We start from the raw sequence: 26,156 nt of genomic DNA, 5'->3' as shown, positions 1-26,156 counted from the left end.
AACTTGAAGCATCGATCTATCAGTTCTGACCTCGCGATTGTTCATCAAAAAGAGCACACTTTTTGAGCCTTAACCCTGCATTCGGGACGCATTCCGTCCTATAACCCACGGGCAACGCAGCATCCTCGACCGCCGCGCCCACATCACCATACGCCGAAGGAAACAGGCGTGGGGTTGGGCATATGCGCACCGAGATCCTTCTTGAACCAGGCCACGTTGTACCACACTCCGAACTTATTGCCGCAGCACGGCCATTCGCCAACCTTGGCGTACCCCATGCGCTCATGGAAGCGCAAGCTGGCATCGGTCAGGTGCGCATCGGCGCGTTCTGTGCAGGCGACGCAAGCATATGCGCTGAGCACCCCCATCCGCGCGAGCGCCGCCTCGAGCGCCTCGTAGAGCGAGCGCCCCACCCCGGTACCGCGCTCGTGCGCAGCGACGTATATCGTCGTCTCGACCGACCAGTCATAGGAAGGGCGCCCGCGAAGCGGACCCGCATAGGTGAATCCCACCACATCACCAGCACGATCCGCCACAAGATACGGATACCGCTCAAGCGTGCTACAGATGCGTCGTCGCATCTCATCAATGGTAGGGACAGCCCATTCGAAGGTGGTCGCCGTCGTTTCAACATAGTGCCGATAGATAGCAAGGATCCCCGCTGCATCATCCATGGTGGCAGGGCGTATTTGCGCAGGAGCCGCTACCCGCTCAACTCCAGTACCGCACTCTGTCCTCATCGCGCTCCCTTCTTGCACCTGATCTTCCCTCTCTGATCTTATGCGACTGATCGTTCGAAAGCCATTGTATGCCAGGTAGGCACGTCGAGCGCATCAGGCATCAGAGCAGTCCTACGAGAATGCGCTGATCCTTGAAGGCTTGGTCGGCACATATGACGAATTAGCATCTGATAGCACGCTCATAGAGAAGCCAACGAGCTTCCTTGAACCAGCGCAAGGTCGCCATCTTTCGCCGCTCGAATGGGTCGCCCTCATCCTCACATCGTCTCTCTGGCTTTCCCTCCTGTTGGTAGCCGCATCGGTCGCGCTCGCAGCGCTCATCATGGTCTTCGCGATCTATCTGGTCGCTTGGACGTTCATCGGCTTTATCGCATCTGGCTTCGACTGGCGGGTCTTCCTCGCCTCCCTCTATACCGAAAGAAACGTGTATCTTGACGGAATGCTCGTGCCCAACCCTGAGAACCTGCTCTTCTCGCCCTTCTGGTTCTTGGACAGATGACGAACGTCTTGGGAAGACGATGAGCGCCCCAGTGCTCGCGACAGATCAGCCGCGAACGCGCAGACCTTCTTCGCACAAGGGCACGATCTGCCGGTACGCTTCGATCAGCTGCGGCAGCGAAACAGCAGCATTGGCGGGGCTGGTGGATGGCAGGCGGGTGCAAGGCATGCCCGTGCTCGGCTCGCAAAGGCGCCGGTAGAGGTCAGCAGCTTTCGCACCCGTGCAGAAAACGGCGCGAATGGGAGCCGTGTTCAGCAACGATGCGATATCGTTGGGCACACAATCGGTGATGCTACCATCGGCCGCCCCCTTGATGGAGCACGAAGCCAGCACATCCCAAAGCGCCACCCGATGCGCGAGCACGAGCGCTTCTCGCTCAGCATTCGTCTGCGGTACCGGCTCATCGAAGATGGCCGCCATCACCTTCCAGAAGCGGTTCTGCGGATGACCGTAGTAGAACCCGATCTCACGCGATTTCGGAGAGGGCATCGTTCCGAGAATGAGCACGCGGGACGACGCGTCGCAGATGGGCGCGAGCGGATGGACCACTCGACAGGACCCAGCAGCCGTCTCCATCAGGACGCGATCGAGCTCCCCTTTCGGCCGCTGTTCTCTTGAACGCCCGCGCTGCACCGCGAGAACCTAGAGCGCGGCGATGATGGCATCGACCGAATCCTTCGCGTCGCCCAAGAGCATCTCGGTGTTCTCGTTGAAGAACAGCGGATTCTGCACGCCCGCGTAGCCAGCATTGCCCATGCTGCGCTTGCTGACCACCACCGTGCCCGCGTCCCACACGCGCATGACCGGCATGCCCGCGATGGGCGAGCCCGGATCGGTCTCAGCCGACGGATTCACCGTATCGTTGGCACCCACCACCAGCACCACGTCCACGTCGCCAAAATCGTCATTGACCTCGTCCATCTCGTACACGTTATCGTAGGGCACCTTCGCCTCGGCCAAAAGCACGTTCATATGCCCCGGCATACGGCCCGCAACAGGATGGATGGCGAACTTCACATCCACGCCACGATCGATCAGCTTGCGCGTGAGGTCGGCCACCGGATACTGCGCCTGCGCCACCGCCATGCCGTAGCCCGGCGCGATGACGACGCGCTTGGCGCTCTTTAGCTGCTCAGCCACTTCTTCCGGCGTGACCTCGGTGTAGTCACCGGAAACCGCACCGGAGCTGCCACCTGCCGGAGTCGAAGAATCGCCACCGAAGCCGCCGAGGATGACGCTGACGAACGAGCGATTCATGCCCTGACACATGATCCACGAGAGGTAGGCGCCCGACGACCCGACGAGCGCACCGGTGATGATGAGCAGGTCGTTGCCCAGCGTGAACCCGGCCATGGCGGCCGCCCAGCCGGAATAGGAGTTCAGCATGGAAACCACCACGGGCATATCCCCGCCACCGATGGCGAGCACGAGGTGCGCGCCCAGCACGAGCGACACGATGGTGAGCAGCACCAGCGGCAGCAGACCCGCATCCACGCCGAGCGTGTTCACGAACCACGCGATGAGCAGGATGGAGACGATGACCATGATGAGGTTGATGATGTTGCGCCCGGGCAGCGTGAGCGGCTTGCCCGACATCTTCGCGGAAAGCTTGAGGTACGCCACGATGGAGCCGGTGAGCGTGACCGCGCCAATGAAGACCGCCAGGCCCACCTCCCCCATATGGAAGGCGTTATCGTAGGTGCCGTTGCCCGGGTCCATCAGGAACGAATTGAACCCGACGAGCACGGCGGCTGCGCCCACGAACGAGTGCAGCATGGCCACCAGCTCGGGCATGCCGGTCATCTTCACGCGCAGCGCCTTCCACACGCCGATGCACGCGCCAATGGCGATGGCGACGATCATGAGTCCGACCGTGACTGCGGCCGTGACCTCGCTCTGCGCGACCGCCACCACGACCGTGGCGATGAGCGCGAGCGCCATGCCGATGATGCCGAGCGTGTTGCCGCGTTGGGCCGTCTTCTGGCGAGACAGGCCCGCCAGCGCCAAGATGAACAGCAGCGCCGCCAAGATGTACGCCAGCGTTTGGAACCGCAACATGCCATCAAGCAACACGGGGTCGAAGGCGGGCGTAAGGGATATGAGCATGATGTCTTCCATTATTCGTCAGAGCTCCTCTGGAACATCTTGAGCATGCGATGCGACACGAGGAAGCCACCAAAGATATTGATGGACGCGATGACCATCGCGATGAACGACAGCACCGTGACAACGAGGTTGCCTGTGCCTGCGAGCAGGATGGCGCCCACGATGATGATGCCCGAGATGGCGTTCGTCACCGACATGAGCGGCGTATGCAGCGAATGCGTAACCGCGGTGATGACGTAGAAGCCCACCACGACAGCCAGCATGAACACGATGAAATGGTTTGCCATGCTCGCCGGCGCCATGACGATGAGCACGATGGCGAGGATGCCCAAGAGCACCTTCCACCACAGGCCCTTCCAGCGCAAAGGTGGCTCAGCGGAGTTGACCTCCGGCGCAGCAGCCTTAGCCTCTGCCTGCTGGGGCGCGGGTGCGGCCGACACGCTCACCGGTGGCGGCGGCCACATGATCTGGCCGTCAAGCGCGATGGTCATGCCGCGCACGACCTCATCTTCCTCGTCGAGTTGATAGGCGCCGTCCTTCGCAGGCGTGATCAGCTTCATCAGATTGACCACGTTCTGGCCGAACATCTGGGAGGCCTGGGAAGGCAGGCGATTCGCCAAATTGGTGTATCCCAAGATGGTGACGCCGTTGGAGGTCTGCACCGCCTGGTCAACCTGCGTCAGCGCTGTGTTGCTCCCCTGCTCCGATGCGCCCATATCGACGATGACCGACCCGGGCTTCATTCCCGCGATAGCCTCTTCGGTGAGCAGAAGCGGCGAGGGGCGCCCCGGGATCTGCGCCGTTGTGATGACGATATCGCTTTGCGCGGCCTGCTCGGCGTACAAACGCTGCGCGACGACCTGCTCGTCTTCCGACATTTCCTTGGCGTAACCATCGGCTGATTCCTGCTTCACCGGTATCTCGATGAACTCACCGCCGAGCGATTCCACCTGGTCGTACACCTCAGGACGCACATCGGTGGCTGCCACGACCGCGCCCATGCTGGATGCCGTGCCAATGGCAGAGAGGCCAGCCACGCCCGCACCGATCACGTACACGCGCGCAGGCGGCATCTTGCCCGCAGCCGTCACTTGCCCGGGCAGCAAGCGCCCGAACGCATCCGCCGCTTCAACCACCGCCTTGTATCCGGCGATGCTCATCATGGAGGACAGCACATCCAGCGACTGGGCACGCGAGATGCGCGGCACGCAGTCGAGCGCGAGCACGGTGATGCCCATCTGCGAGAACGCATCGAGCAGCTCTGGATTCGCACGCGGATTCACCCGCGTGATGAGCAGTGCCCCGCGCTTGATATGCGCGAGCTGCTCGGCCGGTGGCGTGTTCATGCACACCACCACATCGGCCCCCCACGCCTCAGGCGCGTCAACGATGCGCGCGCCTTGCACTTCATACTGCTGGTCGTACAGATCGGCTTTGATGCCCGCATCGTGCTCTACCAGCACCTCGTAACCAAGCTTCAACAAGCGCTCCACGTTCTGCGGCGCTACGCTCACGCGCATTTGGTACTCGAAAGGCTCCTTGGGAACGCCGATCGTCATCCTTGTTGCAGACATATCCGTCATCTCCTGCTCACCGATACTCCCACATATGGTCCAGCGGACCCGCCCCGCGCCCCAGATTCAGCTGCGCGGCCAACGCGCCCGTCACGTACTCCTTCGCACTGCGCACGGCGTCCTCGACGGATAGCCCTTCTGCCAGACCGCATGCGATGGCAGAAGAGAGCGTGCATCCTGTGCCATGCGTGTTCGGATTGTCGATCCGCGGACCACGCATCCAGACGCACACGCCCTCGGGCAATCGCAGCACATCATTGGCGGCATCCGACGATTCTGTGCCGTGACCGCCTTTCACCAACACCGCGGGCGTGCGTCCTCGCTCAGCGCCGATGCGTTGCGCGATCGCCTCTGCCGCCGCTTCCAGATCGGCCTCGGAAGCTATTTCGCGCTCTGCCAGCACAGCTGCCTCGGGCAGGTTAGGCGTCACAACGGTTGCCAGCGGCGCCAGATAACGTATGAGCGCATCGATAGCGTCCGTCGCGATCAGCGCAGAGCCGCTCGTAGCCACCATCACAGGATCGACCACGATGTTTTCAGCTTCGTTACGAACGAGCGCGCGTGCAATGGCCTCCACGATCTCTCCACTGGAAACCATGCCGATCTTGACCGCGGAAGGCCGAATGTCGGCGAACACCGCATCGATCTGCTGCTCCACCATCTGCGGCCCCACCTCGTCCACCGCGAACACGCCGGTGGTATTCTGAGCCGTCAAGGCCGTGATGGCGCATTCGGCGAACAGACGATGGGCCGCGATGGTCTTCACGTCGGCCTGAATACCGGCGCCCCCGCTGGAATCGCTTCCTGCTATGGTCAAGACCGCCTTCACAGAGCGCCTTCCCCTTCGATGAAGCGTTGCGCCTGGTCGGTGGTGACCAGCTTTGCCGCATAGCATTTCTGCTGATAGGCCAGCCCTTCCGCTTGCGTGCCCACCAGAAACGTTCCGGTGGCATCGGTGACGAGGGCGATGTTGAAGTTGTTGAAATACGCATCAGCCGCTGTGTGCTGCACGCAGATGTTCGTGTCGAACCCAGTGAGAATGAGAGTGCGCACGCCAAGCTCGTCGAGCAACAGGCGCAACCCCGTTTGGAAGAAGGCAGAGTAGCGGCGCTTCTGAATGATGTGGTCGCCGGGCTGCACCGGAATCTGCGGCGACACCTGCGCCTCAGCGCTCCCTGCGATGCCGTGCTCGCCCCACAGCAAGAGCTCGCGGTCGAGCCCGGGGATGTGCGCGTCATTCGCGAAGATGACCGGCATGCCCGCCTCGTGCGCGGCCTCCACCAAACGCGCCGTGTTCAGCGTGGGCGCAAGCAACACCTCTTCCAGCGGCCCACCGGACGAATCGCCCAGCTCGTCTATGACGAGCAACGCCGTGGTTGCCCGATCGGCTACGAAATCAACGCTGCCCTTGTTGCTGGATTCACCTAACATCATGCGCCCCTTATCGTTTTGATGTGGAAATGGTCTCAGATTCTAGCGTATCAAAGACCCAGATCGACCACATTGTCGTCCATCAGTTGATTAACCGTTCGCATCGCGCACATGGCGCCGCACATGGTGCAGGTGCCCTCCGTGGCGGGAGGCGCGCTCTCGAAGTATTCGCGCGCACGCACCGGGTCGAGCGCCAACGAGAACATCTCGTCCCACGCTACGCGCCGCCGCGCATCGCTCATGCGGTTGTCGCGGTCGCGCGCATGGGCGACCCCCTTCGCGATATCAGCAGCATGGGCGGCGATCTTAGTGGCGACCAGGCCTTCCCGCACATCCTGCGCATCGGGAAGGCGCAAATGCTCAGCCGGCGTCACATAGCAGAGAAAGTCGGCGCCAGCGCTGGCGGCCACCGCGCCGCCAATAGCCGCCGTGATGTGGTCATAGCCCGGCGCGATATCGCACACGAGCGGCCCGAGCCCATAAAACGGAGCATCGTGGCACAAACGCTTCTGGAACTTCATATTGGCGGCTATCTCATCAAGCGCCATATGCCCCGGCCCTTCCACCATCACCTGCACGCCGGCATCCCACGCGCGCTGGGTCAGCTTGCCGATCTCGATGAGTTCGGCGATCTGGCCAGCATCGGTGGCATCGTAGGTGCTACCAGGGCGCATAGCGTCACCGATGCTGATGGTGACATCATGTGCGTGTAGGATATCGAGCACCTCGTCGTAGTGCTCATAGAACGGATTCTCGTTGCCGGTCGCCTCCATCCACGCGAAGATGAGCGACCCGCCACGACTGACGATGTTGGTGAGGCGCCCGGTTTCCTTGAAGGAGTCGATCACGCGTCGATTCATGCCCGCATGCACGGTAACGAAATCCACCCCGTCCTCGGCATGCTTGCGCACCACGTCCAGGAAATCCTGCGCAGTAATGTGGATGAGCGCTTTTTCTAGGTATCCCAGAGCGTCATACATGGGCACCGTACCGATCATGGCGGGGGCGCGCTCGATCAGACGGCGACGAAAGCTTTCCGTTTTCCCACTGTTGGAAAGGTCCATGATGGCATCGGCGCCCAATTCAAGCGCCACGTCCACCTTGCGCCACTCCTGCGCCTCATCAGCCTTGTCCCCCGAAATGCCCAAATTCACATTCACCTTCGTGGAAAGGGGCCGCCCGTCGAGCAGGCTGCCAACACCGGCCGGAGCAAGTGCAGCATGGTGGATATTGGCGGGGATCGCCACACGTCCGCACGCAACAGCTTGCCGAACGTCCTCAACATCCAGCTGCTCTGCCTGCGCTACCGCCTGCATCTGCGGCGTCACGCGTCCGGCCCGGGCGAAATCGATCTGCGTCGTGCAGGCACGTTCGGCGCCCGATGCGACACGCGGCTCATCGGTAGCATGGTCTTGATCGGTGACGGTGGTCATGAAAACTCCCTTCGCTGGCATTATCCAAGCAGGTTCTGCGGGTCGAGCGCAGGGGCGCCCCTCTCAGCCCGGCTTCCCCGAGCTCCCCGGATCTTGCTTTGTCATAAAGGATTGTAGCCTAGCGCGGCGCGCCTGCTAATGGGAAAGACAGAGCACGGCCAGCTGTGTACGATTCTTCAGCTGCTTCTTCTGCAAGATGGCACTGATATTGTTGCGCACCGTCCCTTCGCTCAAGAAGAGGCGCGCGGCGATCTCGCGATTGTCCAACCCCTCAGAGACCAGATGCGCCACGCTGCGCTCGCGGTCGGTCAGCCCTTCGAGCGGGTCGAATGCGGGAGCATCTGCTACGATCGGCGCTTCGTGGGAAGGATCGAGCTCGGATGCCCGCGCGCGATCAGCAAGCTCGATCATGTCCTCGCGCAGAGCATCGCGCGAGATGCGCATGCCGCTACGATCAGCGACGGAGCGAACCGTGCGGATCGACAGCAGCACTGCAACGCAGCTCAGCGCGAGCACAGGCAGCGCATACGCGACACCGCAACGCCAAGCGATGATGGCGAGCGCTGCGACCCACGCGAAGCGCACTGACCACGGGCGCTCGAACATGCCAAGGCAGGTCGCCACCGGAAGGAAGGGCATCAAAGGAGCGAAGAGCGCGCATGCGAGCGCTAAAGCGAACGCGATCGCAATCCGCAGCGCGCTCCACCGAGCCGCCCGGCTCGCACAGAGCGCTAAGAGCGCCGCTAGCATCCCTACGATAGAGAACTCGGAGGTTCCCTGCACGACCACCAGCGTAGCGCACGCGCCCCAGATCGCGATGCTGTCGATCAACTTGTCCATGCCCCGATTATACCCACATCGTCGATCCCGTTGCATTTTTACCCGCCTGAACAGGGAAGATGCTAACGAATGACAAATATCACTACCGGAGCGCAGGCTCTTTCTCACATAATGGCAGCGCACACGAAGACAAGGAGGCCGTCACGTGAACATCGTGGATGTGAAGAATCTGGTGAAGCGCTATGGCACAACGCTCGCCCTCGACCATTTCAATATGGAGATCGAGCGCGGCGAAGTGTTCGGGCTTCTCGGACCAAACGGCAGCGGCAAGACCACCGCCATCAACTGCATCCTGCAGCTGCTCACCTATGACAAGGGCACCATCGAGCTGTTCGGTGAGAAGATGAGCTCGACGCGCTACGACCTGAAACGGCGCATCGGCGTGGTTCCCCAGAATGTCGCCGTATTCGAAGAGCTCACCGTGCGTGAGAACATCGACTACTTCTGCGGCTTGTACGTGAGCGATGCCGCCGAGCGGCGCGCCTGCGTGAACGACGCCATCGAGTTCGTCGGTCTGCAGGACTACGCAAAGCATCGGCCGAAGAAGCTCTCCGGCGGCCTGCTGCGTCGCCTCAACATCGCCTGCGGCATCGCGCATAAGCCCGAACTGGCGTTCTTCGACGAACCGACGGTCGCAGTGGACCCACAGAGCCGCGCTTCCATCCTGCAAGGCATCACTGAGATGAACGAGCGCGGCACCACCGTGGTCTATACCAGCCATTACATGGAAGAGGTCGAAGAGCTCTGCAACCGCATCATGATCATGGATAAGGGTCGCACGCTGGCCATCGGCACGAATGCGCAACTGAAGATCATGACCGGCATCGGCGAGCGCATCGAAGTGGACGTGTTGGACCTGCCCGAAGCTGCACGCGCTAAGCTACAAGGGCTCGACAGCGTCCAGAGCGCGGACTACGACGGGCATGTGCTGCGCATCACGTGCGGGAACGGGCAGCACAATGTGTCCGATGTGCTGGGCATCCTGCGCGCCTTCGACGTGACCCCCGGACGCATCTGGGCCGAACCACCCACCTTGAACGACGTGTTCCTTGAGATCACCGGCCGCGACCTGCGCGATTAGGCGGTACGGATCATGTGGAACACCTTCAAATACACGCTGCTCTGGCTGGTGCGAAGCCCCGACATCATGGTGTGGGCGCTTCTGTTCCCGCTCGTGCTCACGAGCGTCTTCATCGCGATGTTCGGCCCCCTCGACGACATGGCACAACTCGAACCCATGCGCGTAGCCGTTGTGCAACCTGATGATACGACAGAAGGTCAGGCCTTCGAAGCATTCGTCGATACGATGAGCGAAGGGAACGACCGCCTGCTCGATCCCACCTTCGTCGCCACGGCCGATGACGCCGCCGATCTTGTGCGGAGACATGCGGGCACCGACGAGCCCTACGTGGGATACATAACGCTCGACCAGGGCGAACCGCAGGCGTACGTGATCGGGAACGTCTCGACGAGCGGCCTCGAGAACCTGGAAAGTTCCATCCTCGCGCTCATGCTGGACGAATACACCGCACGTTCGTACCTCGCGAAAGAGCTCGCGCGGACCGATCCGGCGGCCTTGGTCGATCCCACGGTGAGCCAGGCGTTGTTCGAGCCGATGCGAGCCACCGTGCAGGTGCACGTGACCGATAACCAGCCCAAGGAATCCACGCGATTCTACTTCGCCCTGTTGGGCATGGCGGCGCTCTTCGGAGGCAGCATGGGACTCACCGCCTGTCGACGCCTCAAGGCGAACACCTCAGCGCTGGGAGCACGCCGTACCATCGGCGCCACCAACTATGCGCGCACCGTCGTCGCGACCCTTGCTGCATCGTGGCTGCTCTCGTTCGCCTGCCTGAGCGTCGCCTTCGCCTACATGGAGATAGCCGGTGGTGTGAACTTCGCAGGTCGCGAAGGAGCCTGCCTGACCGTTGTAGCGGCAGCCTCATTGGTGGCGACCGCTCTAGGCTGTGCGCTGTCCGCGATCCCTCGCATTCCCGAAGATGGCAAGAACGGCATCCTGTCCGGCGTGGTCTGCTTCGCGAGCCTCTTCGCGGGTCTGTATGGGCAGCCCACCATGGAGCTTGCTGATACCATCTCGGCCGCATTCCCCGCCGCCGACATCATCAACCCGGCCACCCAGATATCGCAAGCCTTCTACAGCATCATGTATTACGACACCGTAGGGCCACTGATGGGACACCTTGGCATCCTATGCACGATGAGCATCCTGCTCTTCCTAGTATCGGCCAGCTCTCTCAGGAGGCAGCGTTATGCGAGCATTTAAATGCGCCCTGCGCGTCATGCGCGCGCATCTGATATTCCCGATCGTCTACATCATAGGCTTGAGCTTCATGGGCATCTTTATGGCCATGTCGTTCAACTTCGGACAAGCAGACGAGCAGTTCCAACCCGAGCGCGGAGACTTTGCCGTCGTCGATCGCGACACGAGCGCGGTGTCCGCAGGCATATCGGAAGCGCTGAGCGCAAAGGGCGGCAGGATCGAGGTGGCTGACGACCGTCAGGCATTCCAAGATGCAGTGGCGAAAGGGTCAGTGGATTACTTGCTCGTCGTTCCGGAAGGCTATGGAGACGCGTTCACGACCGCTGCGCGCGAAGGCGCCGAACCGCCTTCCTTGGATGTGGTGTTCAGCTACTATTCCGCAGAAGGAGCCTACCTGGATGAGGCCGTGGGGAGCTATCTGAGCGCCGTGCGCACCATAGCGGCAGCGCATCCGGAGGCAACGCTCAACAAAGTGGCGAACGACGCGCTCGAAGCGATCGGCCATACCGCGCACACGACCATCCTCGAGACCGGCTCCAGCATGACCGAGGTCGATCGCTTCCTCTTCTACCTGCAATGGAGCACCTACACGCTATTCGCGGGCATCACCGTGTGCATCGGCGTGCTGACGGCCGCCATGGGACGCACGGACGTGCGCAGACGCAGCCTGATCTCGCCCCTATCGTTCGTCTCCTACAACGTGCAGCTCGGACTCGCCTGCCTGACCATCACCGTATTCGCATGGCTCTGGTCGTTCGGCATCGGAGCGGCAACCTTCCCTCAAGCAGTGGCGAGCATGACCATATCGGGCATCATATGGTGCGCCCTGAGCATGTTCGGGTTCTGCCTCATCCCGCTGGCGGTCGGGTTCTTACTCGGGCAATTCGGCGCTTCCATCACCATGTCGAACGCCATCGGGAACATCTGCGGCATGGTGGTGTCGTTCCTGGGCGGGGCATGGATGCCGCTCGACCTCATGTCGCCTACGGTGCTGCACGTAGCGCAATGCATGCCGGGGTATTGGTACAACAAGGCGTGCGATCTGGCGGCGCATCTGAGCGGCACGCCTACCTTGGATGCGATCGTGCCCATCCTGCAGAGCGTGGGAGTGCTGCTCCTATTCACCGCGGTGCTGTTGGTCATAGCGCTCTTGGTGGCGCGCTTACGCACGCGAACCTCCACCGCTGGCGGCAACGCTGCCGCGCAAACAGTCATCTCATGACGGATGGGGGCACCTAGGTGCCGCGTCCCGCCGAATCACCACAGCGGCAGGAACACCGCCAGCGTGCCCTCTTCCACACCTACCATGACCGCATCGCCCTTGAACTCGTTCGACAACCCCAGCGTTGTGCGATTCGTGAGCGTATAGTCCTCAAGCTCCCATTCCAGTCCGCGCTCGAAAACGCCCGTGCATGCATCGTTCATGGCGAAGATGGACAGCGTGCCGCTCTCGCAAGCCGGTACCTCGAGCGAATCGGGGCCGACGAGAAACGTGAGCTGCGCGCTGGCATCGATCACCACCACATTGATGCCCTTCTCCGCATACTGGGCGCACAGCTGCATGTTCGCGAGCGTGTGATCCATGCGTCCACCGAGCGCACCGAACACGTAGAAGGTATCGAAGCGCTGCGCCTTCACCCGCATCATGGCAAGCTCCATATCGGATTCGTCCTTATGGGGCGATTTGCGTATCACGCGCAAGCCGCGCGGAACATAGCCGAGCGAATCGAAGTCGCCGATGGCCGCATCCGCCGCCCGCCCGATGGCCTCCAGGTGCGCGAATCCGCCATCAACGGCCATCACATAATCGAACAGGCCGTTGTCGTCCATGAACTGGAAATAATCAGCATTGAACTCCGATGCTCCTACGAGCGCACACGTCTTCACGCGGGTATCGCCTCCTCTGCGCACTGGCTGCGGTTTTGCTAGAATACCACGACGCAGGAGGACCAGGCGATCGCGCGCTTCGGCGTGAGGAAAGTCCGGGCTCCACAGGCGAGGATGCCAGCTAACGGCTGGGCGGGGCAACCCGACGGAAAGTGCCGCAGAAAAGAAGACTCTAACCGGCCTGCGGCTCGTAGGTGCGTCATATTCGCTTGAAAGCTGAGTGAGCAGCCTTGGGTGCTGCGAGCGAAGCTTGAACGCGAAGGTGACGTGCATACGAGCCGCAGGCTAGGAGAAAAGCTGAAACGGTGTGGTAAGAGCGCACCAGCATGCCGGTAACGGCATGGCTTGGTAAACCCCATCCGGAGCAAGCGCAAATAGGAACGCGATACGGTCCGCCTGCCGTGCGTTCGGGTAGCGTGCTAGAGATGCGCGGTGACGTGCATCCCAGATAAATGGTCGCCCGCGACAGAACCCGGCTTATCGGCCCTCCTGCTCCTTTCAAATTCTCTGCTGCGCTTATGGGCTACCCATGCCGAGCAGCCTCCTTGCTTCGATGGAGCCGATCGGGCGCACAGGGTGCGCCCACACAAACAGGTACGCTGCACAAAAGATCCCCCGGGTTCTACCGGGGGATCCTCTTCTGAGCATGAAGTCTGAAGCGTGGTGCCTTGGCTAGTCAACGTCCTCGAAGTCGTCTTCAACATCGCCGAAGCCCGAGAGGTCCTTCTCGTACGCACTGGCAACCGGCGCTGCCGTGACCGACGGCTCCACCGTTTCGGGCGTCTCGTATTCAACGGCCACATCTTCTTCATAAACGATGCCGATATCACCCGCATCCGGGATGGCATCGATATCATCATCGAACCCAAGGCCATTCAGCTTGCTGGTAGCATCGTCGATCATGTCGCGCAGCATCTCGGCATATTCGGTACGCGCATCCTCGCGGTCATCTTCCAGTTTACGGATGGCATCCACCACATCCTGCTTGTCGGCATTCGCACGAGCCAAAATGCGCTCAGCCTCGTCGCGCGCATCCTGCATGGTTTCGCTGGCCTGTGCGTTCGCCTTCACGATGATCTCGTCGGCAGAACGCTGCGCGATGATGAGGGCTTGGCTGATGGCGGAGTCGTTCGCCTGCTTATCGGAGAGCTGCGCCTCCAGATCGGCGATGATGTCGTCCTTCTCGGCCAAAAGCGCCGCATACTCGCCTTCATCAACATCTGAACCGCCGCGCTCGACCTCGACCGCGTCAACGCGCTCGACCTCGACCACCTGCTCATGAGCCTCAGCTTCGGCGAGCTGGTCTTCAAGCTCGGCGATACGATCGTTGAGAAGGTCTATTTCGTCAGCAACATGCTCAAGGAATACATCGACCTCGTCGACGTCATAGCCCTTACGTCCTATGGAAAAGCTCTGGTTTTGAATATCTTCCGAGGTGATGGCCATGTTCGTTCCCTTCGATGTCCGTCTCAGTGCGCGTCTCTCAAATAAACATGGATGCTAGAGCACCCAATATATAAGCATCTCCAGCAATTGTAAAACAATTATTGCGACAATCGGCGAGATATCCACCATTCCCCCGATAGGTTTTATGAAACGGCGAAACAAGTCGAGATACGGATCGCATATCTTGCCGAGTGCGGTTTCGATATCCCCGATCACGCCTCCGCGATTCGGGATCCACGACATCAACACATAGATGAAGATGATGAAGGTGTAGACATTGATCAGTTGACCGAGTATCCATGGAAGCATCATGCCAACTCCTTTGCGCGATCGATGGCGGCCTGAACCCCATCTTGAATGGAGGACGCGAATCCTCCCCGGTCCATGGCCGACAGAGCAGCAAGCGTGGTGCCGCCAGGCGAACAGACCGCCACGCGCGTCTGTTCAGGGCTTGCACCCGTTTTGCGCATCATATCGAAGGTGCCAAACCCGCTCTGCACGAGCAGCGCCTCCCCCAGAGGTGCGGGCAGACCTGCGCGCTCGCCAGCCGCCACGAGCGCTTCGATGAGCGCTGCATAGTATGCCGGTGCGGCACCGCTCAATGCCGCTACCGCGTTGATCTGATCTTCGTGCACCTCAACGGCCACGCCAAGGCTCTCGAACAAATCGCATACCAGCCGCTGATCGCTTGGCGTGGCGGATGCCCCTGCCGCTACCGCCGTCGCACCTTGGCCCACTTGCAGCGGCGTGTTCGGCATAGCGCGCACCACGCGCACCCCCGCAGGCAACGCCGCCTCGATGGTGGCGCTGGCAACGCCAGCTGCGATGCTGATGACAAGGTGCGGCGATGTTGCCAGATGAGGTGCCAGCTCTTCCAAAACGCCTGGAAGCACCTGCGGTTTCACCCCAAGAACGATGACGTCGGCCGCATCGACGCCTTCCATGTCCGTCTGCACGTGCACACCGTGGCGCTGGCGCAGCTGCTCGCAGCGCTGGTCACTGTGCCCCACCACCAGAAAATCTGCGGGAGCGAGCGCTGCCGCCGCGCCCGTGCGAGCGCCGATCCAACCGGTGAGGATCGCCTCGCCCATCTTCCCGCAACCGATGATGCAGATGGTCATAGCCTGCCGCCGACCTACAGAATGCCCTGCGTGCGCAGGCTCGTTTGCTCGGAATCGCTCAGCGCCGCGCCCACCGTGATGGCGAACACCTTATTAGCGATGCAATCCACGCTGGCATCCAGCGCGCTTGCCACGCCGAACGAGAAGTCGAGCAGGCGCTTCTCGAGGTTTGCTGGCGTTTGCTTGAACACCAGCACCACCGCATCGCCCGCACGCAGCAGTCCGGCCACCTCGGCCACTTGCGCGTAATCGGTCGGACGAATAACGCGCAAACCGCGCGGCCCCGCCAGCGATGCCGAAACGCGCGCAGCGCTTGCAGCGCCGATCACCGGCAGCCGACTGCCGCTATCAGAGGCACGATCGGATTGCGTCGTGGATGAGAACAGCGAATCAAGACCACCACCTGCGTGCTTGCACGATGCAGCCGCCGATACCTCAGCAGCCCCTTCCGGCGTCATGGAGTGCGGAAGCGACGAATCCATCAACGTGCGCCCGCCCGACGAGCGCCGCGCGCCCGTGCCCGACAGGCTGGTAGAGCGGCTGCTCTCGCGCACGTCCGAATACGATACCAGGCGCGGCGTCGTTCCCGCTTCGCGCGTTGTCACCGTATTGCGGTTGCCATAGCCGCCACGGGTGGTGTAGCCGTCATCGTAATCGTCATAATCCTCGTAGTCGTTGTAGTCGCCCTCGTAGTCGTCGTAGCCCTCGTACTCGTCGTATTCATCGTATTCGGCTTGGGCGTTCCGATTGCCTATGCCAAGCTTCGACTTCAGGTCGCCGAACAGCTCACTGACATTCGCCATTACTCATGTCTCCTCAGATCAGCGCCGCGTGGCGGCGTCTTCTGGTCTTACGCATACGTAGGTACCATTAAACCCTAAAACGGCCCAATTTGCTAAGATCACGCGAAATCGTCACTGAATATGGCGCGTCCGATGCGGACAATGGTTGCGCCCTCTTCGATACCGATGCGCCAATCTTCGCTCATGCCCATGGAAAGCTGATCGAACGAAGCGGCCTGTACGGCATCCATACCGCTGCGTATCTCGTCTGCCAACCGCCGCAACCCTGCGAACGCACGCTGGGCGGCATCCCGGTCGCCCTGCGGTGCCATGGTCATGAGCCCGCGTATGCGCACCTGAGGCAGCGCGCCCACAAACTCCACGAGCGCTGGCAACGACGCGGGATCGACGCCGCTTTTCGACTGCTCGCCGGATACATTCACTTCAAGAAGCACCTCTTGCACCTTGCCGAGCGCAGCAGCAGCTTCGCCGATCTTGGCAGCATGCCTCTCTTCAAAAAGCGAGTGGATCAGGTGAGCATGTTGCACGATCTTGGGAATCTGGCGGCTTTGGATATTGCCGATAAAATGCCAGCGCACCTGCGGAAACGCCTCAGCTTTAGCCACCAGCTGATCGGGGCGGTTCTCGCCGAAATCGGTAGCCCCCGCAGCAATGGCCTGCTCGACTCCGGCAAGCCCCACCGTCTTCGACACCGCAACCAGCGTGACCTCCGACACCGCCCGACCGACGAGCTCGCACTCGTCGCGAACCTCTGACGAAACCTCTGCATACTGGGCCGCTATGGACATGGCGCACACCTCCTGACCGCCGCAGCACCATGCCTGCCGCACGTACCGCCCGACGCTCGATACGAGAAATACTCCTGCGCGTTGCACACGGTGCACCGATCGCTTTGCGCGATCCGCTCCGCGCTCACACCTTCTGCTTCCAAATCTATACGCAAAGCAGCCGCAAGATCGACGCGATCGTCTCCTGTCAGCACATCGTTTCCGAAGCGCTCGGCGAAGCGAAGGCGCACATCGTGGCCTGTCTGGAAGCAGCACGCACCGATATGCGGCCCAATGTACGCATTGAAGGTGGCAGCTGCTTCGCGCACGGACGGTGCCACGCCACGTCGAACGTCGAGCGATGCCAGCTGATGCAGCGCTGCGCGCGCGGTGCCCGCCATGACCCCCCGCCACCCGGCATGCGCAACCGCGAAGGCACCACATGGAGAGACGATGATGACCGGCACGCAATCCGCGAAGCAGAGCACGGGCGCCACCTCGCACGCGCCAACCACTATGGCATCAGCACCGGAGCGCGCTTGCGCGCGCACAGCGGAGAACTCATCAGATGACGCATCCTCCACCACGAGCACCGTGTCGCCATGCACCTGATTGAGCGTGATCAGCTGCGCAGCGTCGGCATGGAGCGCCTGCAGGAGCCGTGTGCGATTCTGCACGACCGCACACGGATCATCACCCACATGATCTCCCAGGTTCAGCGACGAGAACGCACCTTCGCTCACGCCACCTGCCCGCCCGGTAAACGCGATGCGCACGCCGCATGCCGCATACAGCGCGTCGTCGGTCAAAAAAGAGATGCCCTCAGCTGTGCGAGAGACAAGCTGGGGCATCGGAAGATACATGGCATCACAAACGGTATGCATGCGGCTCTGCCGTGTGAGCGCGCGCTACGAGCGACGCAGGAAATCTGGGATGTAGTCGTCGTCAGCGAAGCTGCCATTGCTGCGACCGTATGAGGTCTGCGAGAGTTGCGGCTGCTCATAGGCCGAAGCGGCTGGCGGCTCGGTGGAGCTGAACATGTCCTGCATAGCCGGACGCGCCGAGAAATCCATAGCTGACTGCGAAGGCGAGCTCTTGAAACCGGTGGCGATGACGGTGATACGCACCGCGTCGTTCATCTCGGGGTCGATGATCTGGCCGTAGATGATATTGGCGTTCTCGTCGGCGCACATCTCGATGGTGCGCGCCGCATCGCTCACCTCGGTGAGCGTGAGGTCCATGCCGCCCGCAATGGAGAACAGCACGCGCGAGGCACCCTGGATGGAAGCCTCGAGCAGGCTCGAGTTGGTGGCTTGCTGAGCCGCTTCCAACGCGCGGTTCTCGCCCGATGCCAAACCGATGCCCATCATGGCCGTGCCCGCATCCTTCATGACGGTACGGATGTCGGCGAAGTCAAGGTTGATGAGGCCCGGAATGGTGATGAGGTCGGTCACGCCCTGGATGCCCTGACGAAGCGTATCGTCTGCGATGCGGAACGCGTCGACCATGGAGGTCTTCTTATCCACGATCTCGAGCAAGCGATCGTTGGGAATGATGATGAGAGTGTCCACCTTGCCACCCAACAGGTCGATGCCTTGCTCGGCCTGGTTGCGACGCAGACGCCCCTCGAAGCCGAACGGCTTGGTGACGATGCCCACCGTGAGCGCGCCGATCTCTTCGCGCGCGATCTCGGCCACGATAGGGGCAGCGCCCGTACCCGTGCCGCCGCCCTCACCCGCCGTAACGAACACCATATCGGCCTCGGCCAGCGCTTCACGGATCTCAGCACGACTCTCTTCGGCAGCTTGACAACCCACCTCAGGGTTAGCGCCCGCACCCAAACCGCGCGTGAGCTCTTCTCCGATATGGATGGTTTTGTCGGCGTCTGACATCAGCAAAGCCTGGCGGTCGGTGTTCACCGCGATGAACTCAACGCCGCGCACCCCGCTCTCGACCATCCTGTTGACCGCGTTCGTGCCGGCGCCGCCGACGCCTACCACCTTGATGACCGCCAGATGATCGCTTGTGTAGTTCGGCATGTGACTTCCTCCAAGCTGCTGCGTTTGCGTGCTGCGTTTTCATGTTGTTCGCCTGCGCCCTGTGCGCTAGGCATACGTAATAGGCAATTCTACACTAATCCCGAGCGCATGCAATGTAAAGCCGATGCTTTCCGCACCGTTCATGACCTCTCGTCAGCAAGAACGCGATAAAAGCATGTGCGCTGACCGGTGTGGCACGCAGGCCCCGCCGGATGAACGAGTGCGAGCAGCGCATCCGCATCGCAATCGTAGCGCAGCTCTGTCAGGTGCTGCACGTTACCGCTGGTGGCACCCTTATGCCAGAGCTCTTGGCGGCTGCGCGACCAGAACCACATCTGCGCGCTCTCGAGCGTACGGTCAAGCGCCTCCGCGTTCATCCAGGCCATCATGAGCACTTCGCGCGTATCGGCATCCTGCACGATACAGGGGATCAGGCCGTGCTCGTTATACGTCAAGCTGAGATCGTTCACCTGCTCGCCTTCCCCCACGCTACGGACAGCAGTTGCCGCAAGGCGTATAGCCAGCCGCTATGACCTCGCTGCGCGTCGTTTCCACATAGCTCTTGTTCTTGTCCTTCATGCGATGGACCGAAGAGCAGCTCGCGTAGTGGAATTTATGCGTATTGGTGTTCAGCACGTACGAGCACGCTTGCTCATGATGAGCGGCTGCCTCTTCATGATGAGCGGTTTCCTGATGATGCGCGGGCGCCTGCTGAGCCACTGCGGCCGTCGCTGCCTCGTCTGCGGCTTCGGCGGGCGCGGGGTCCGTACTGGCCAACGATGCCGCTTCTTGCTCAGGCGCGCTTGATCCCGTTGCATAGTCTATGGACACACCAGGCTGCACATTATGAAGGTAGACGTTGAAGCAGATGGATGCTCCTGCGTCCTCGAGGGAATACCCCTGCATCTGAACACCGCGGGCAACCAGTTCGTCTCCGTGGAATACCGGCGTGACCTGCACGAGCAGATGACCATCGGTGGCATCGATGTAGCGGTCCATCTTCTGCTCGAGCGTCTGCATGACGCCTTGGTTCATATAGCCCGTGCCCGTCATCAGATTGCGCTCGTTGGCATCCTCAGCCGTCAGACAATGGGCGATCAAATGACTGCGCTCGTACAGATGGTCAAGACCCAGATCGGGATAGGCCGCCTGCTGCCAGCCGCTCGGATGGATGCCCGAGATGCTTCCCCGCTTCTGCGTGGGCTCGGTCTCAGGACCAGCAACCGCGAACGCGCCGGTGCAACGGCCTAAACGATCGAGCTCGCCGTACGCTTCGGTGCCGTAGGGCTGCGCCAGGTCGTCATCTGAGAAAACAGGGTTATTGTTGTTCAAGTAGACGCCCGGCTCACCTGCGTATGCGCCAACATCTGCCAGAGAAGCAACCTGATCGGTGATGTCCTCGACGCGCGTCGTCTCTGCGAAGGCATGCTCTTGCAGAGAGCGCAGGTCGGCAGAGGGTGCTTGGCTGGTCGCAGTCTGTGCCGCCGTTTCGGCAGGTGAAGCAGCAACGACGCCCGCGCACCCCGTGCTCAGCACGAGCGCGCCTGTCAGAGCAAAGGCGCATACCGCCCGCAGTGCGGAAGCGATCCGACGGTCCTTTTCGAGCACGATGCCCTCCTTCCCTTAGAGGCGAACGGGAATGCCGTGGCGGGCCATGTCCTCTTTCACCTCTCGAATGGTCAATTCACCGAAGTGGAACACGCTGGCAGCCAACACCGCGTCGGCCTCACCCTCCAGAATACCCTGCGCGAAATGCTCAAGGCGTCCCACGCCACCGCTGGCGATGACCGGAATGTCGACCGCACGCGCCACTGCGCGGGTCAACGCGCAATCGAAACCCTCGCGGCTGCCGTCGCGGTCCATGCTGGTCAGCAAGACCTCTCCCGCGCCGCGCCGCGCCGCCTCGCGCGCCCAGGCAACCGCATCTATCCCGGTAGCGCTCCGACCGCCCGACACGTAGACCTCCCACGCATCGCGCGCACCAGCAACCCGCTTCGCATCGATGGCCACGATGACCGCCTGCGTGCCGAACGCGCGTGCCGCCTGCGTGATGAGCGATGGGTCCTTCACCGCCGCGGAATTGACGGAGACCTTGTCCGCCCCCGCCGCTATCATGCGTCGAATGTCGGCAACGCTGCGAAAGCCACCACCCACCGTATAGGGCAGCCGCAAACACTCCGAGGCACGACTGGCCAGCTCAACAGTGGTCGCACGGTCGTCGCTCGTTGCGGTGATGTCCAAAAAGACGACCTCGTCGGCGCGCTCTTCATCGTAGCGCTGCGCCAATTCGATAGGATCGCCCGCGTCGCGCAGGTTCACGAAGTTCACGCCCTTCACCACGCGCCCATCGCGCACATCCATGCAAGGTATGACGCGCTTCGTCAGCATACCGCCGCCCTCACGTGCGAGTGCCAAAGGTTCTGCTCGCTGGCGCTACCCATCATGCATCTCTTCCTTACGAATCGATCTCGATCGGCGTTTCCAGGTCTTGCAAAAAATCCGCATCAGCGCGCAGCGTACCTGCGCACGCTGCCACGGCGTCCTTCACGCTGAACGCGCCCTCGTAGATGGCACGGCCCACGATGATGCCCTCGATATCGTCTGAGACGCGCGCGAGCTCCGTGATATCGGCCAGCATGGCAATGCCTCCGCTGGCGATGACCGGGTTGCCGAACGCCTGCGCCATCTCCACGTAGGCCGCCGCCGAAATGCCCGTGCGCATGCCATCACGCGCGATGTCGGTGTACATCATGTGCTCGAACCCGAAATCGCGCATGGTGGCGGCCAGCTGCAATGCGTCAACGCCCGCACCTTGCACCCAACCTTCCACCTTCACATCATGCCGGTCAGCATCGATGCCCGCGGAAAGCATATCGGGCCCGAATTCCTCGCGCGCCGCCTGCGCCATATCGGGGTCTTTCACGAGCGCAGTGCCGAGCACCATACGCGCCACGCCCGCATCAGCCAGCCGACGACACGTATCCAGCGTGCGCACGCCCCCGCCAACCTCAACCTTGAGCTTGGTGCGCTGCAATATGCGCTCGATGACCGCGATGTTTTGCGGCTCGCCAGTGCGCGCACCGTCCAGATCGACCACATGCACCCAGTCGGCGCCATCCTCTTCGAACAGCTGCGCTTGCAGCGCCGGATCATCGTGATACACCGTCACCTTCGCATAATCGCCACGCTCAAGGCGCACCGCTTTGCCGTCAAGGATGTCGATCGCAGGAAGCAGATACATGCTCTACGCCTTTCTCGCGAAACGGACGAAGTTAGCGAGAAGTCGCTGACCTGCATCCGAACTTTTCTCCGGATGGAATTGTACGCCGAATGCCGCACCGTGGCGCACGGCGCAGGGAAATGTGACGGAATGCGTGGTCGTTGCGATGGTCGCATCGCTCTCCGGCGCGATGTAGCTATGCGTGAAGTAGAAGTGCTCGCCGGAGGGGATGCCCTCGAAGAGCGACTGCGGAGCATCGCCCATAGCGGCGGGGGCAATGCTCAGTCGCTCAGACAGTCCTGCTCGCACGGAACGTCCACTGGACGTTCCGGCTCGTGCGGAACTCGCTTTGTGAGCACAGCCCCCGCCGCTTGTTGGAACGGAATTCACCGCGTTCCAGCCGACATGCGGGATCTTGTAGGGGATACCTTCCGCATCGGTGCGGGACATGCGACAGACAACGCCGGGAATGAGACCAAGGCCAGGCGTGGGCCCATCGCCTTCGGCATGCTCTTCGCCTGCTTCGAACATCAGATGCATGCCCAAGCAGATGCCGAGGAACGGAGCTCCGCGCTCGATCGCTGCGCGCACCGCTTCGTCTTGACCAAGCTCTTCCATGGTGCGCATCGCATCCGCAAAGGCACCCACGCCGGGCAGCACCACCGCATCGGCGTGCGCGATGACCTCCGCATCTTGCGACACCACCACCTGAGCACCCGCAGCTTCCAGCCCCCGCGCCACCGAGCGAATGTTGCCCTTCTGATAGTCAACGACGACGATCATAGCGCCCTTTCGAAACAGCGGCTGCGCCCGCGCGGGCTTTCCTTCCGAAGCGCGGCGCCGATCATAGCTTCCCTTTCGTGGTGGGCAGATTCCCTGCATTGCGCGGATCGATGGCCACCGCCTGGCAAAGCGCACGCCCGCACGCCTTGAACGCCGCTTCGATCAGGTGATGGGCGTTCTCGCCTTCAAACTGCTCAAGATGCAGCGTCATGCGCGCGTTGGTCGCGAGCGCCACGAAGAACTCCTTTGCTAGTTGCGTGTCGAAGGTTGCGATGGCCTCGATGGGGATATCCATGCGCCAGTACAGCGCACCGCGGCCGGAAATATCAATAGCCGCCATGACCAGCGCTTCATCCATGGGCACCGCGGGGCTCGCGAAGCGCGTGATGCCGCGCATGTCGCCAAGCGCTTGGCAGATGGCCTGCCCGAGCACGATGCCCACATCCTCTACCGTGTGGTGCGCATCCACGTCCAAATCGCCTTGCGCCTGCACCGTCAGATCGAACAAGCCGTGGCGACAGAACGCATCCAGCATATGATCGAAGAACGGCACGCCCGTGCTGATATCGGCGTTGCCCGTGCCATCGAGGTCGATGGTGACCACAATGTCAGTCTCGCGCGTGGCCCGATGAACGGTCGCTTCACGCATGGTTGCCACTTCCTTTCTCAGAACGGAACCTATCGTCAGGATCGAGCACGAAGGTCCGCAGCGCCGACAAGAACGCATCGTTTTGCGCCGGCGTGCCCACGGTAACGCGGAGCGTGCCCTCCAGGCCGGGCGCGGTGCTGAAATCGCGCACGAGAATGCCGCGGTCATACAGAAAGCGCCATGCCTGTGGTGCGTCGGGTACCTCGAAGAGCACCCAGTTGCTCTCGCTGGGATGCGGTATGACGCCAGGAAGCGTGCGCAGCGCCTCGGTCAGGCGGCCCCGCTCGGAGATGATCTCCTGAATGCGCGGCTCGAACGCGCTGCGATTACGAAACACCACGCGCGCGATGGCTTGGCTGACCGCGTCCACCGAATAGGGCTGACGTACCTTCAGATACTCGCGGATCACCTCAGGGTGCGCCAGAATATAGCCGATGCGCACACCGGCCAAGCTGAACGCTTTGCTGAACGTTCGCAAGATGACCAGGTTCTTGTGCTGCTCCAGATGCGGTCGCATGGTCTGACGGCTGAACTCGAAGTACGCCTCGTCCACCATGACGAGCGCATCGGTGGCGGCAAGCACGCGCTCGAGGAACTCCGGTGGCGCCATGAGACCCGTTGGATTGTTGGGGCTCGCCACGATGGTGAAGGTGATGTTGTTGTCGGGATCAGCCAGCGCTTCCAACACACGCTGCTCGTCAATGGCGAAACCATGCGTGCGCGGAATGTCCATGATGGGCGTGTTGGTCAAACGCGCATTCGCTGCATACACGCTGAACGTGGGCGGCATGTTCAAGAACGTGCGCCCCGGGCCGCCCCAAGCGAGCGCCGTGTCGAAGAGCAGTTCATCTCCCCCGTTGCCCACCAGCACCCAATCGCGGTCAAGCCCGTTGGCATGCGCTATCAGATCGCGCAGATCGTTCGCGAGCGGGTCAGGGTAGCGGTTGAGCGCCACCGCGCGCACTTCTTCTTCGATCTGCGCACGAATGTCGCCGTCAACATCGCGCGGATTCTCATTCGCCGAAAGATACGCTTGTGCAGGCAGGTATTTCGGATCGTACGGAACGATGTTCGCAAGCTGTGGCGCTGCGGCAACCACGCGATCCATCACGCATCAACCCCGTGCGCAGGAACGCCCACAGCAGACCCACCAGCGCTTTCACAGGCATGCGAGGCATGTTCCCCGATGGCGCCTGCTACCCCATCCATGCGCAGCGCCACTGACTGCGCGTGCGCCCAGAGCCCCTCGTGCAAGGCGATCTGCATGATATGCTTCGCATCGTTTGCCAGCGCGCGGGGCGAGTACTGGATGATGGAGCTCTTCTTCACGAACTCGTCCACCGAAAGCGGGCTCGCATAGCGCGCCGTGCCCCCTGTTGGCAGCGTGTGGTTCGGGCCCGCCACATAATCGCCCACCGCCTCCGGCGTCCATGCGCCCAAAAAGATAGCGCCTGCGTTTGTGATCTGGCCCAGATAGTCCATGGCGTGGCGCACGTGCATTTCCAGATGCTCAGGTGCGATGACGTTCACTGCCTGAATCGCCTGATCCATGTCGCACACGATGACGATCAGGCCATGATCCTCAAGCGAGCGACGCGTGATCTCCGCGCGCGGAGAATGCGCCAGCCGCTCCTCGATGGCTTGCTCCACCTCATCGGCATACTCGGCGTCCTCGCAGATCAGGTAGCAGGCGGCCAGCGGGTCGTGCTCGGCTTGCGCCATGAGGTCGATAGCCACCAGCGCAGGCTCAGCAGTACCATCGGCCACCACGCAGACCTCGGAGGGCCCCGCGATCATGTCGATGCCCACATCGCCCGACACGATCTTCTTCGCGGCCGCCACGTACGCATTGCCCGGTCCGGTGATCTTGCACACGGGGCTGATCGTCTCGGTGCCGTACGCGAGCGCGGCAATGGCCTGCGCCCCACCCACCGTGTACACCTCGGTCACGCCCGCTATCTTCGCAGCTGCCAGAAGAGCCGCATCCACCTGGCCGTCTTTCCCAGGCGGCGTCACGCACACGATGCGCTCCACACCGGCAACGCTTGCGGGCAGCGCGTTCATGAGCACCGTGGACGGATAGAGCGCACGCCCGCCGGGCACATAGATGCCCACCGAATCGAGCGGGGTCACCTTTGCACCCACCACCGCGCCATCCTCGCGCGCATATACCCAGCTCTGCTGGAGCTGGCGCTCGTGAAAATCGCGAATCTGCCATGCAGCGTGCTGAAGCGCCGCCAACGTGGCCGGATCGATCTTCGCCGCCGCTTCGTCGAGCTGCGCCTGCGGAACGCGCAGCGCATCTACCACTACCCCGTCGAAGCGCTCCGTCAATGCGATCAGCGCAGCATCTCCCCTCGTGCGCACGTCCTCCACGATCTGCGTGGCGGCGGTGAGCGCCTGCGCGTTAAAGGCGCCCGTGCGATCGATGAACGAGCTCTGGAACGGCTCGCATGGCTTCAATTCGATGCGTCGCATCATTGCGTGCTCCTTACGGTCATCGGCTGACTGCGTCTGCGCGTATGCGTCGACGCGCG

28 protein-coding genes, 1 other RNA gene and 1 riboswitch are annotated in these 26,156 nt (G+C 61.9%); of the genes, 5 read left to right on the top strand and 24 right to left on the bottom strand.

The window, feature by feature from the left end; all coding sequences use genetic code 11:
- Positions 1-143 precede the first annotated feature (143 nt).
- On the bottom strand, positions 144-740 hold the full coding sequence (locus tag NFR19_RS02230) for a GNAT family N-acetyltransferase (RefSeq protein WP_251212148.1): 597 nt from the start codon (positions 738-740) through the stop codon (positions 144-146).
- A gap of 139 nt (positions 741-879) precedes the next feature.
- Here NFR19_RS02230 and NFR19_RS02225 point away from each other — a divergent pair, with 139 nt between their 5' ends.
- On the top strand, positions 880-1,239 hold the full coding sequence (locus NFR19_RS02225) for a hypothetical protein (RefSeq protein WP_251212147.1): 360 nt from the start codon (positions 880-882) through the stop codon (positions 1,237-1,239).
- A 45-nt stretch (positions 1,240-1,284) separates the two neighbouring features.
- On the opposite strand, the gene NFR19_RS02220 is transcribed toward NFR19_RS02225, so the two are convergent.
- The 7 genes from NFR19_RS02220 to NFR19_RS02190 form a co-directional block, all read right to left on the bottom strand.
- Positions 1,285-1,815: a DNA-deoxyinosine glycosylase gene (locus NFR19_RS02220; RefSeq protein ID WP_251212146.1), complete on the bottom strand. Its 531-nt coding sequence runs from the start codon at positions 1,813-1,815 to the stop codon at positions 1,285-1,287.
- A 66-nt stretch (positions 1,816-1,881) separates the two neighbouring features.
- The gene (locus tag NFR19_RS02215; protein WP_251212145.1) at positions 1,882-3,357 is read right to left on the bottom strand and encodes an NAD(P)(+) transhydrogenase (Re/Si-specific) subunit beta; all 1,476 of its coding nucleotides are present in this window, start codon (positions 3,355-3,357) and stop codon (positions 1,882-1,884) included.
- Complete coding sequence (locus NFR19_RS02210) at positions 3,357-4,919, bottom strand: Re/Si-specific NAD(P)(+) transhydrogenase subunit alpha (RefSeq protein ID WP_251212144.1); 1,563 nt, start codon at positions 4,917-4,919, stop codon at positions 3,357-3,359. Before NFR19_RS02210 ends, NFR19_RS02215 begins: the two co-directional genes overlap by 1 nt.
- A 16-nt stretch (positions 4,920-4,935) precedes the next feature.
- A complete protein-coding gene (gene thiD, locus NFR19_RS02205; protein ID WP_251212143.1) occupies positions 4,936-5,748 on the bottom strand; it encodes a bifunctional hydroxymethylpyrimidine kinase/phosphomethylpyrimidine kinase in 813 nt (270 codons plus the stop codon).
- Complete coding sequence (locus NFR19_RS02200; protein ID WP_251212142.1) at positions 5,745-6,353, bottom strand: cysteine hydrolase family protein; 609 nt, start codon at positions 6,351-6,353, stop codon at positions 5,745-5,747. Before NFR19_RS02200 ends, thiD begins: the two co-directional genes overlap by 4 nt.
- Positions 6,354-6,400: 47 nt before the next feature.
- On the bottom strand, positions 6,401-7,783 hold the full coding sequence (gene thiC / locus NFR19_RS02195) for a phosphomethylpyrimidine synthase ThiC (protein ID WP_285813430.1): 1,383 nt from the start codon (positions 7,781-7,783) through the stop codon (positions 6,401-6,403).
- Positions 7,773-7,882, bottom strand: a riboswitch (TPP riboswitch). Its footprint overlaps the gene before it by 11 nt.
- Before the next feature lie 36 nt (positions 7,883-7,918).
- Positions 7,919-8,623, bottom strand: coding sequence for a helix-turn-helix transcriptional regulator (locus NFR19_RS02190; protein WP_251212141.1), 705 nt, complete (start codon positions 8,621-8,623; stop codon positions 7,919-7,921).
- A 145-nt stretch (positions 8,624-8,768) separates the two neighbouring features.
- Between NFR19_RS02190 and NFR19_RS02185 the strand changes: the two genes are divergently transcribed.
- The 3 genes from NFR19_RS02185 to NFR19_RS02175 are packed head-to-tail and all read left to right on the top strand — an operon-like array spanning position 8,769 to position 12,126.
- Positions 8,769-9,704 carry an ABC transporter ATP-binding protein gene (locus tag NFR19_RS02185; protein ID WP_251212140.1) on the top strand — a complete coding sequence of 312 codons (936 nt, stop codon included), beginning with the start codon at positions 8,769-8,771 and terminating at the stop codon, positions 9,702-9,704.
- A 12-nt stretch (positions 9,705-9,716) separates the two neighbouring features.
- On the top strand, positions 9,717-10,907 hold the full coding sequence (locus NFR19_RS02180) for an ABC transporter permease (protein WP_251212139.1): 1,191 nt from the start codon (positions 9,717-9,719) through the stop codon (positions 10,905-10,907).
- Positions 10,894-12,126, top strand: a complete 1,233-nt coding sequence (locus NFR19_RS02175) for an ABC transporter permease (protein WP_251212138.1) — start codon at positions 10,894-10,896, stop codon at positions 12,124-12,126. The genes NFR19_RS02180 and NFR19_RS02175 overlap by 14 nt, the downstream gene beginning before the upstream one ends.
- 35 nt (positions 12,127-12,161) lie before the next feature.
- On the opposite strand, the gene NFR19_RS02170 is transcribed toward NFR19_RS02175, so the two are convergent.
- Entirely contained in the window at positions 12,162-12,791 is a 630-nt protein-coding gene (locus NFR19_RS02170; RefSeq protein ID WP_251212137.1) for a thiamine diphosphokinase, read from the bottom strand.
- Positions 12,792-12,845: 54 nt separating this feature from the next.
- On the opposite strand from NFR19_RS02170, the gene rnpB reads away from it, so the two are divergent.
- Positions 12,846-13,287: RNase P RNA component class A (rnpB, locus tag NFR19_RS02165), an RNA gene on the top strand.
- A gap of 176 nt (positions 13,288-13,463) precedes the next feature.
- Here the strand turns inward: rnpB and NFR19_RS02160 are convergent.
- The 15 genes from NFR19_RS02160 to hisD all read right to left on the bottom strand — a co-directional run bounded on the left by NFR19_RS02160 (position 13,464) and on the right by hisD (position 26,100).
- Positions 13,464-14,237 (bottom strand): DivIVA domain-containing protein, encoded by a 774-nt coding sequence (locus NFR19_RS02160; protein ID WP_251212136.1) that lies wholly within the window; start codon positions 14,235-14,237, stop codon positions 13,464-13,466.
- Positions 14,238-14,291: 54 nt separating this feature from the next.
- The gene (locus tag NFR19_RS02155) at positions 14,292-14,549 is read right to left on the bottom strand and encodes a YggT family protein (protein WP_251212135.1); all 258 of its coding nucleotides are present in this window, start codon (positions 14,547-14,549) and stop codon (positions 14,292-14,294) included.
- Entirely contained in the window at positions 14,546-15,358 is an 813-nt protein-coding gene (proC, locus tag NFR19_RS02150; protein ID WP_251212134.1) for a pyrroline-5-carboxylate reductase, read from the bottom strand. The genes NFR19_RS02155 and proC overlap by 4 nt, the downstream gene beginning before the upstream one ends.
- Before the next feature lie 14 nt (positions 15,359-15,372).
- Positions 15,373-16,161 carry a cell division protein SepF gene (locus NFR19_RS02145; RefSeq protein WP_251212133.1) on the bottom strand — a complete coding sequence of 263 codons (789 nt, stop codon included), beginning with the start codon at positions 16,159-16,161 and terminating at the stop codon, positions 15,373-15,375.
- Positions 16,162-16,259: 98 nt separating this feature from the next.
- Positions 16,260-16,949: a YggS family pyridoxal phosphate-dependent enzyme gene (locus NFR19_RS02140; protein ID WP_251212132.1), complete on the bottom strand. Its 690-nt coding sequence runs from the start codon at positions 16,947-16,949 to the stop codon at positions 16,260-16,262.
- Positions 16,940-17,812, bottom strand: a complete 873-nt coding sequence (locus tag NFR19_RS02135; RefSeq protein ID WP_251212131.1) for a purine nucleoside phosphorylase YfiH/LACC1 family protein — start codon at positions 17,810-17,812, stop codon at positions 16,940-16,942. Before NFR19_RS02135 ends, NFR19_RS02140 begins: the two co-directional genes overlap by 10 nt.
- Before the next feature lie 24 nt (positions 17,813-17,836).
- Entirely contained in the window at positions 17,837-18,967 is a 1,131-nt protein-coding gene (gene ftsZ / locus NFR19_RS02130) for a cell division protein FtsZ (RefSeq protein WP_251212130.1), read from the bottom strand.
- Positions 18,968-19,107: 140 nt separating this feature from the next.
- Entirely contained in the window at positions 19,108-19,437 is a 330-nt protein-coding gene (gene hisI / locus NFR19_RS02125; RefSeq protein WP_251212129.1) for a phosphoribosyl-AMP cyclohydrolase, read from the bottom strand.
- Between the two features lie 19 nt (positions 19,438-19,456).
- Complete coding sequence (locus NFR19_RS02120) at positions 19,457-20,575, bottom strand: DNA/RNA non-specific endonuclease (RefSeq protein ID WP_251212128.1); 1,119 nt, start codon at positions 20,573-20,575, stop codon at positions 19,457-19,459.
- Between the two features lie 15 nt (positions 20,576-20,590).
- Positions 20,591-21,355, bottom strand: coding sequence for an imidazole glycerol phosphate synthase subunit HisF (gene hisF, locus NFR19_RS02115; protein ID WP_251212153.1), 765 nt, complete (start codon positions 21,353-21,355; stop codon positions 20,591-20,593).
- A gap of 67 nt (positions 21,356-21,422) precedes the next feature.
- Positions 21,423-22,208, bottom strand: coding sequence for a 1-(5-phosphoribosyl)-5-[(5-phosphoribosylamino)methylideneamino]imidazole-4-carboxamide isomerase (gene hisA, locus NFR19_RS02110; protein WP_251212127.1), 786 nt, complete (start codon positions 22,206-22,208; stop codon positions 21,423-21,425).
- 3 nt (positions 22,209-22,211) lie between these two features.
- Positions 22,212-22,970 carry an imidazole glycerol phosphate synthase subunit HisH gene (gene hisH, locus NFR19_RS02105; protein WP_251212126.1) on the bottom strand — a complete coding sequence of 253 codons (759 nt, stop codon included), beginning with the start codon at positions 22,968-22,970 and terminating at the stop codon, positions 22,212-22,214.
- A 61-nt stretch (positions 22,971-23,031) separates the two neighbouring features.
- Complete coding sequence (hisB, locus tag NFR19_RS02100) at positions 23,032-23,619, bottom strand: imidazoleglycerol-phosphate dehydratase HisB (protein WP_251212125.1); 588 nt, start codon at positions 23,617-23,619, stop codon at positions 23,032-23,034.
- Positions 23,612-24,727, bottom strand: coding sequence for a histidinol-phosphate transaminase (gene hisC / locus NFR19_RS02095; protein ID WP_251212124.1), 1,116 nt, complete (start codon positions 24,725-24,727; stop codon positions 23,612-23,614). The genes hisB and hisC overlap by 8 nt, the downstream gene beginning before the upstream one ends.
- Positions 24,727-26,100 (bottom strand): histidinol dehydrogenase, encoded by a 1,374-nt coding sequence (hisD, locus tag NFR19_RS02090; protein ID WP_251212123.1) that lies wholly within the window; start codon positions 26,098-26,100, stop codon positions 24,727-24,729. Before hisD ends, hisC begins: the two co-directional genes overlap by 1 nt.
- Between the last annotated feature and the right edge of the window lie 56 nt (positions 26,101-26,156).

The organism is Adlercreutzia murintestinalis (assembly GCF_943192905.1).
Taxonomy (GTDB): domain Bacteria; phylum Actinomycetota; class Coriobacteriia; order Coriobacteriales; family Eggerthellaceae; genus Adlercreutzia_A; species Adlercreutzia_A murintestinalis.
The sequence above is the reverse complement of the archived record's forward strand: the minus strand, read 5'-3'. Positions and strand labels throughout refer to the sequence as shown.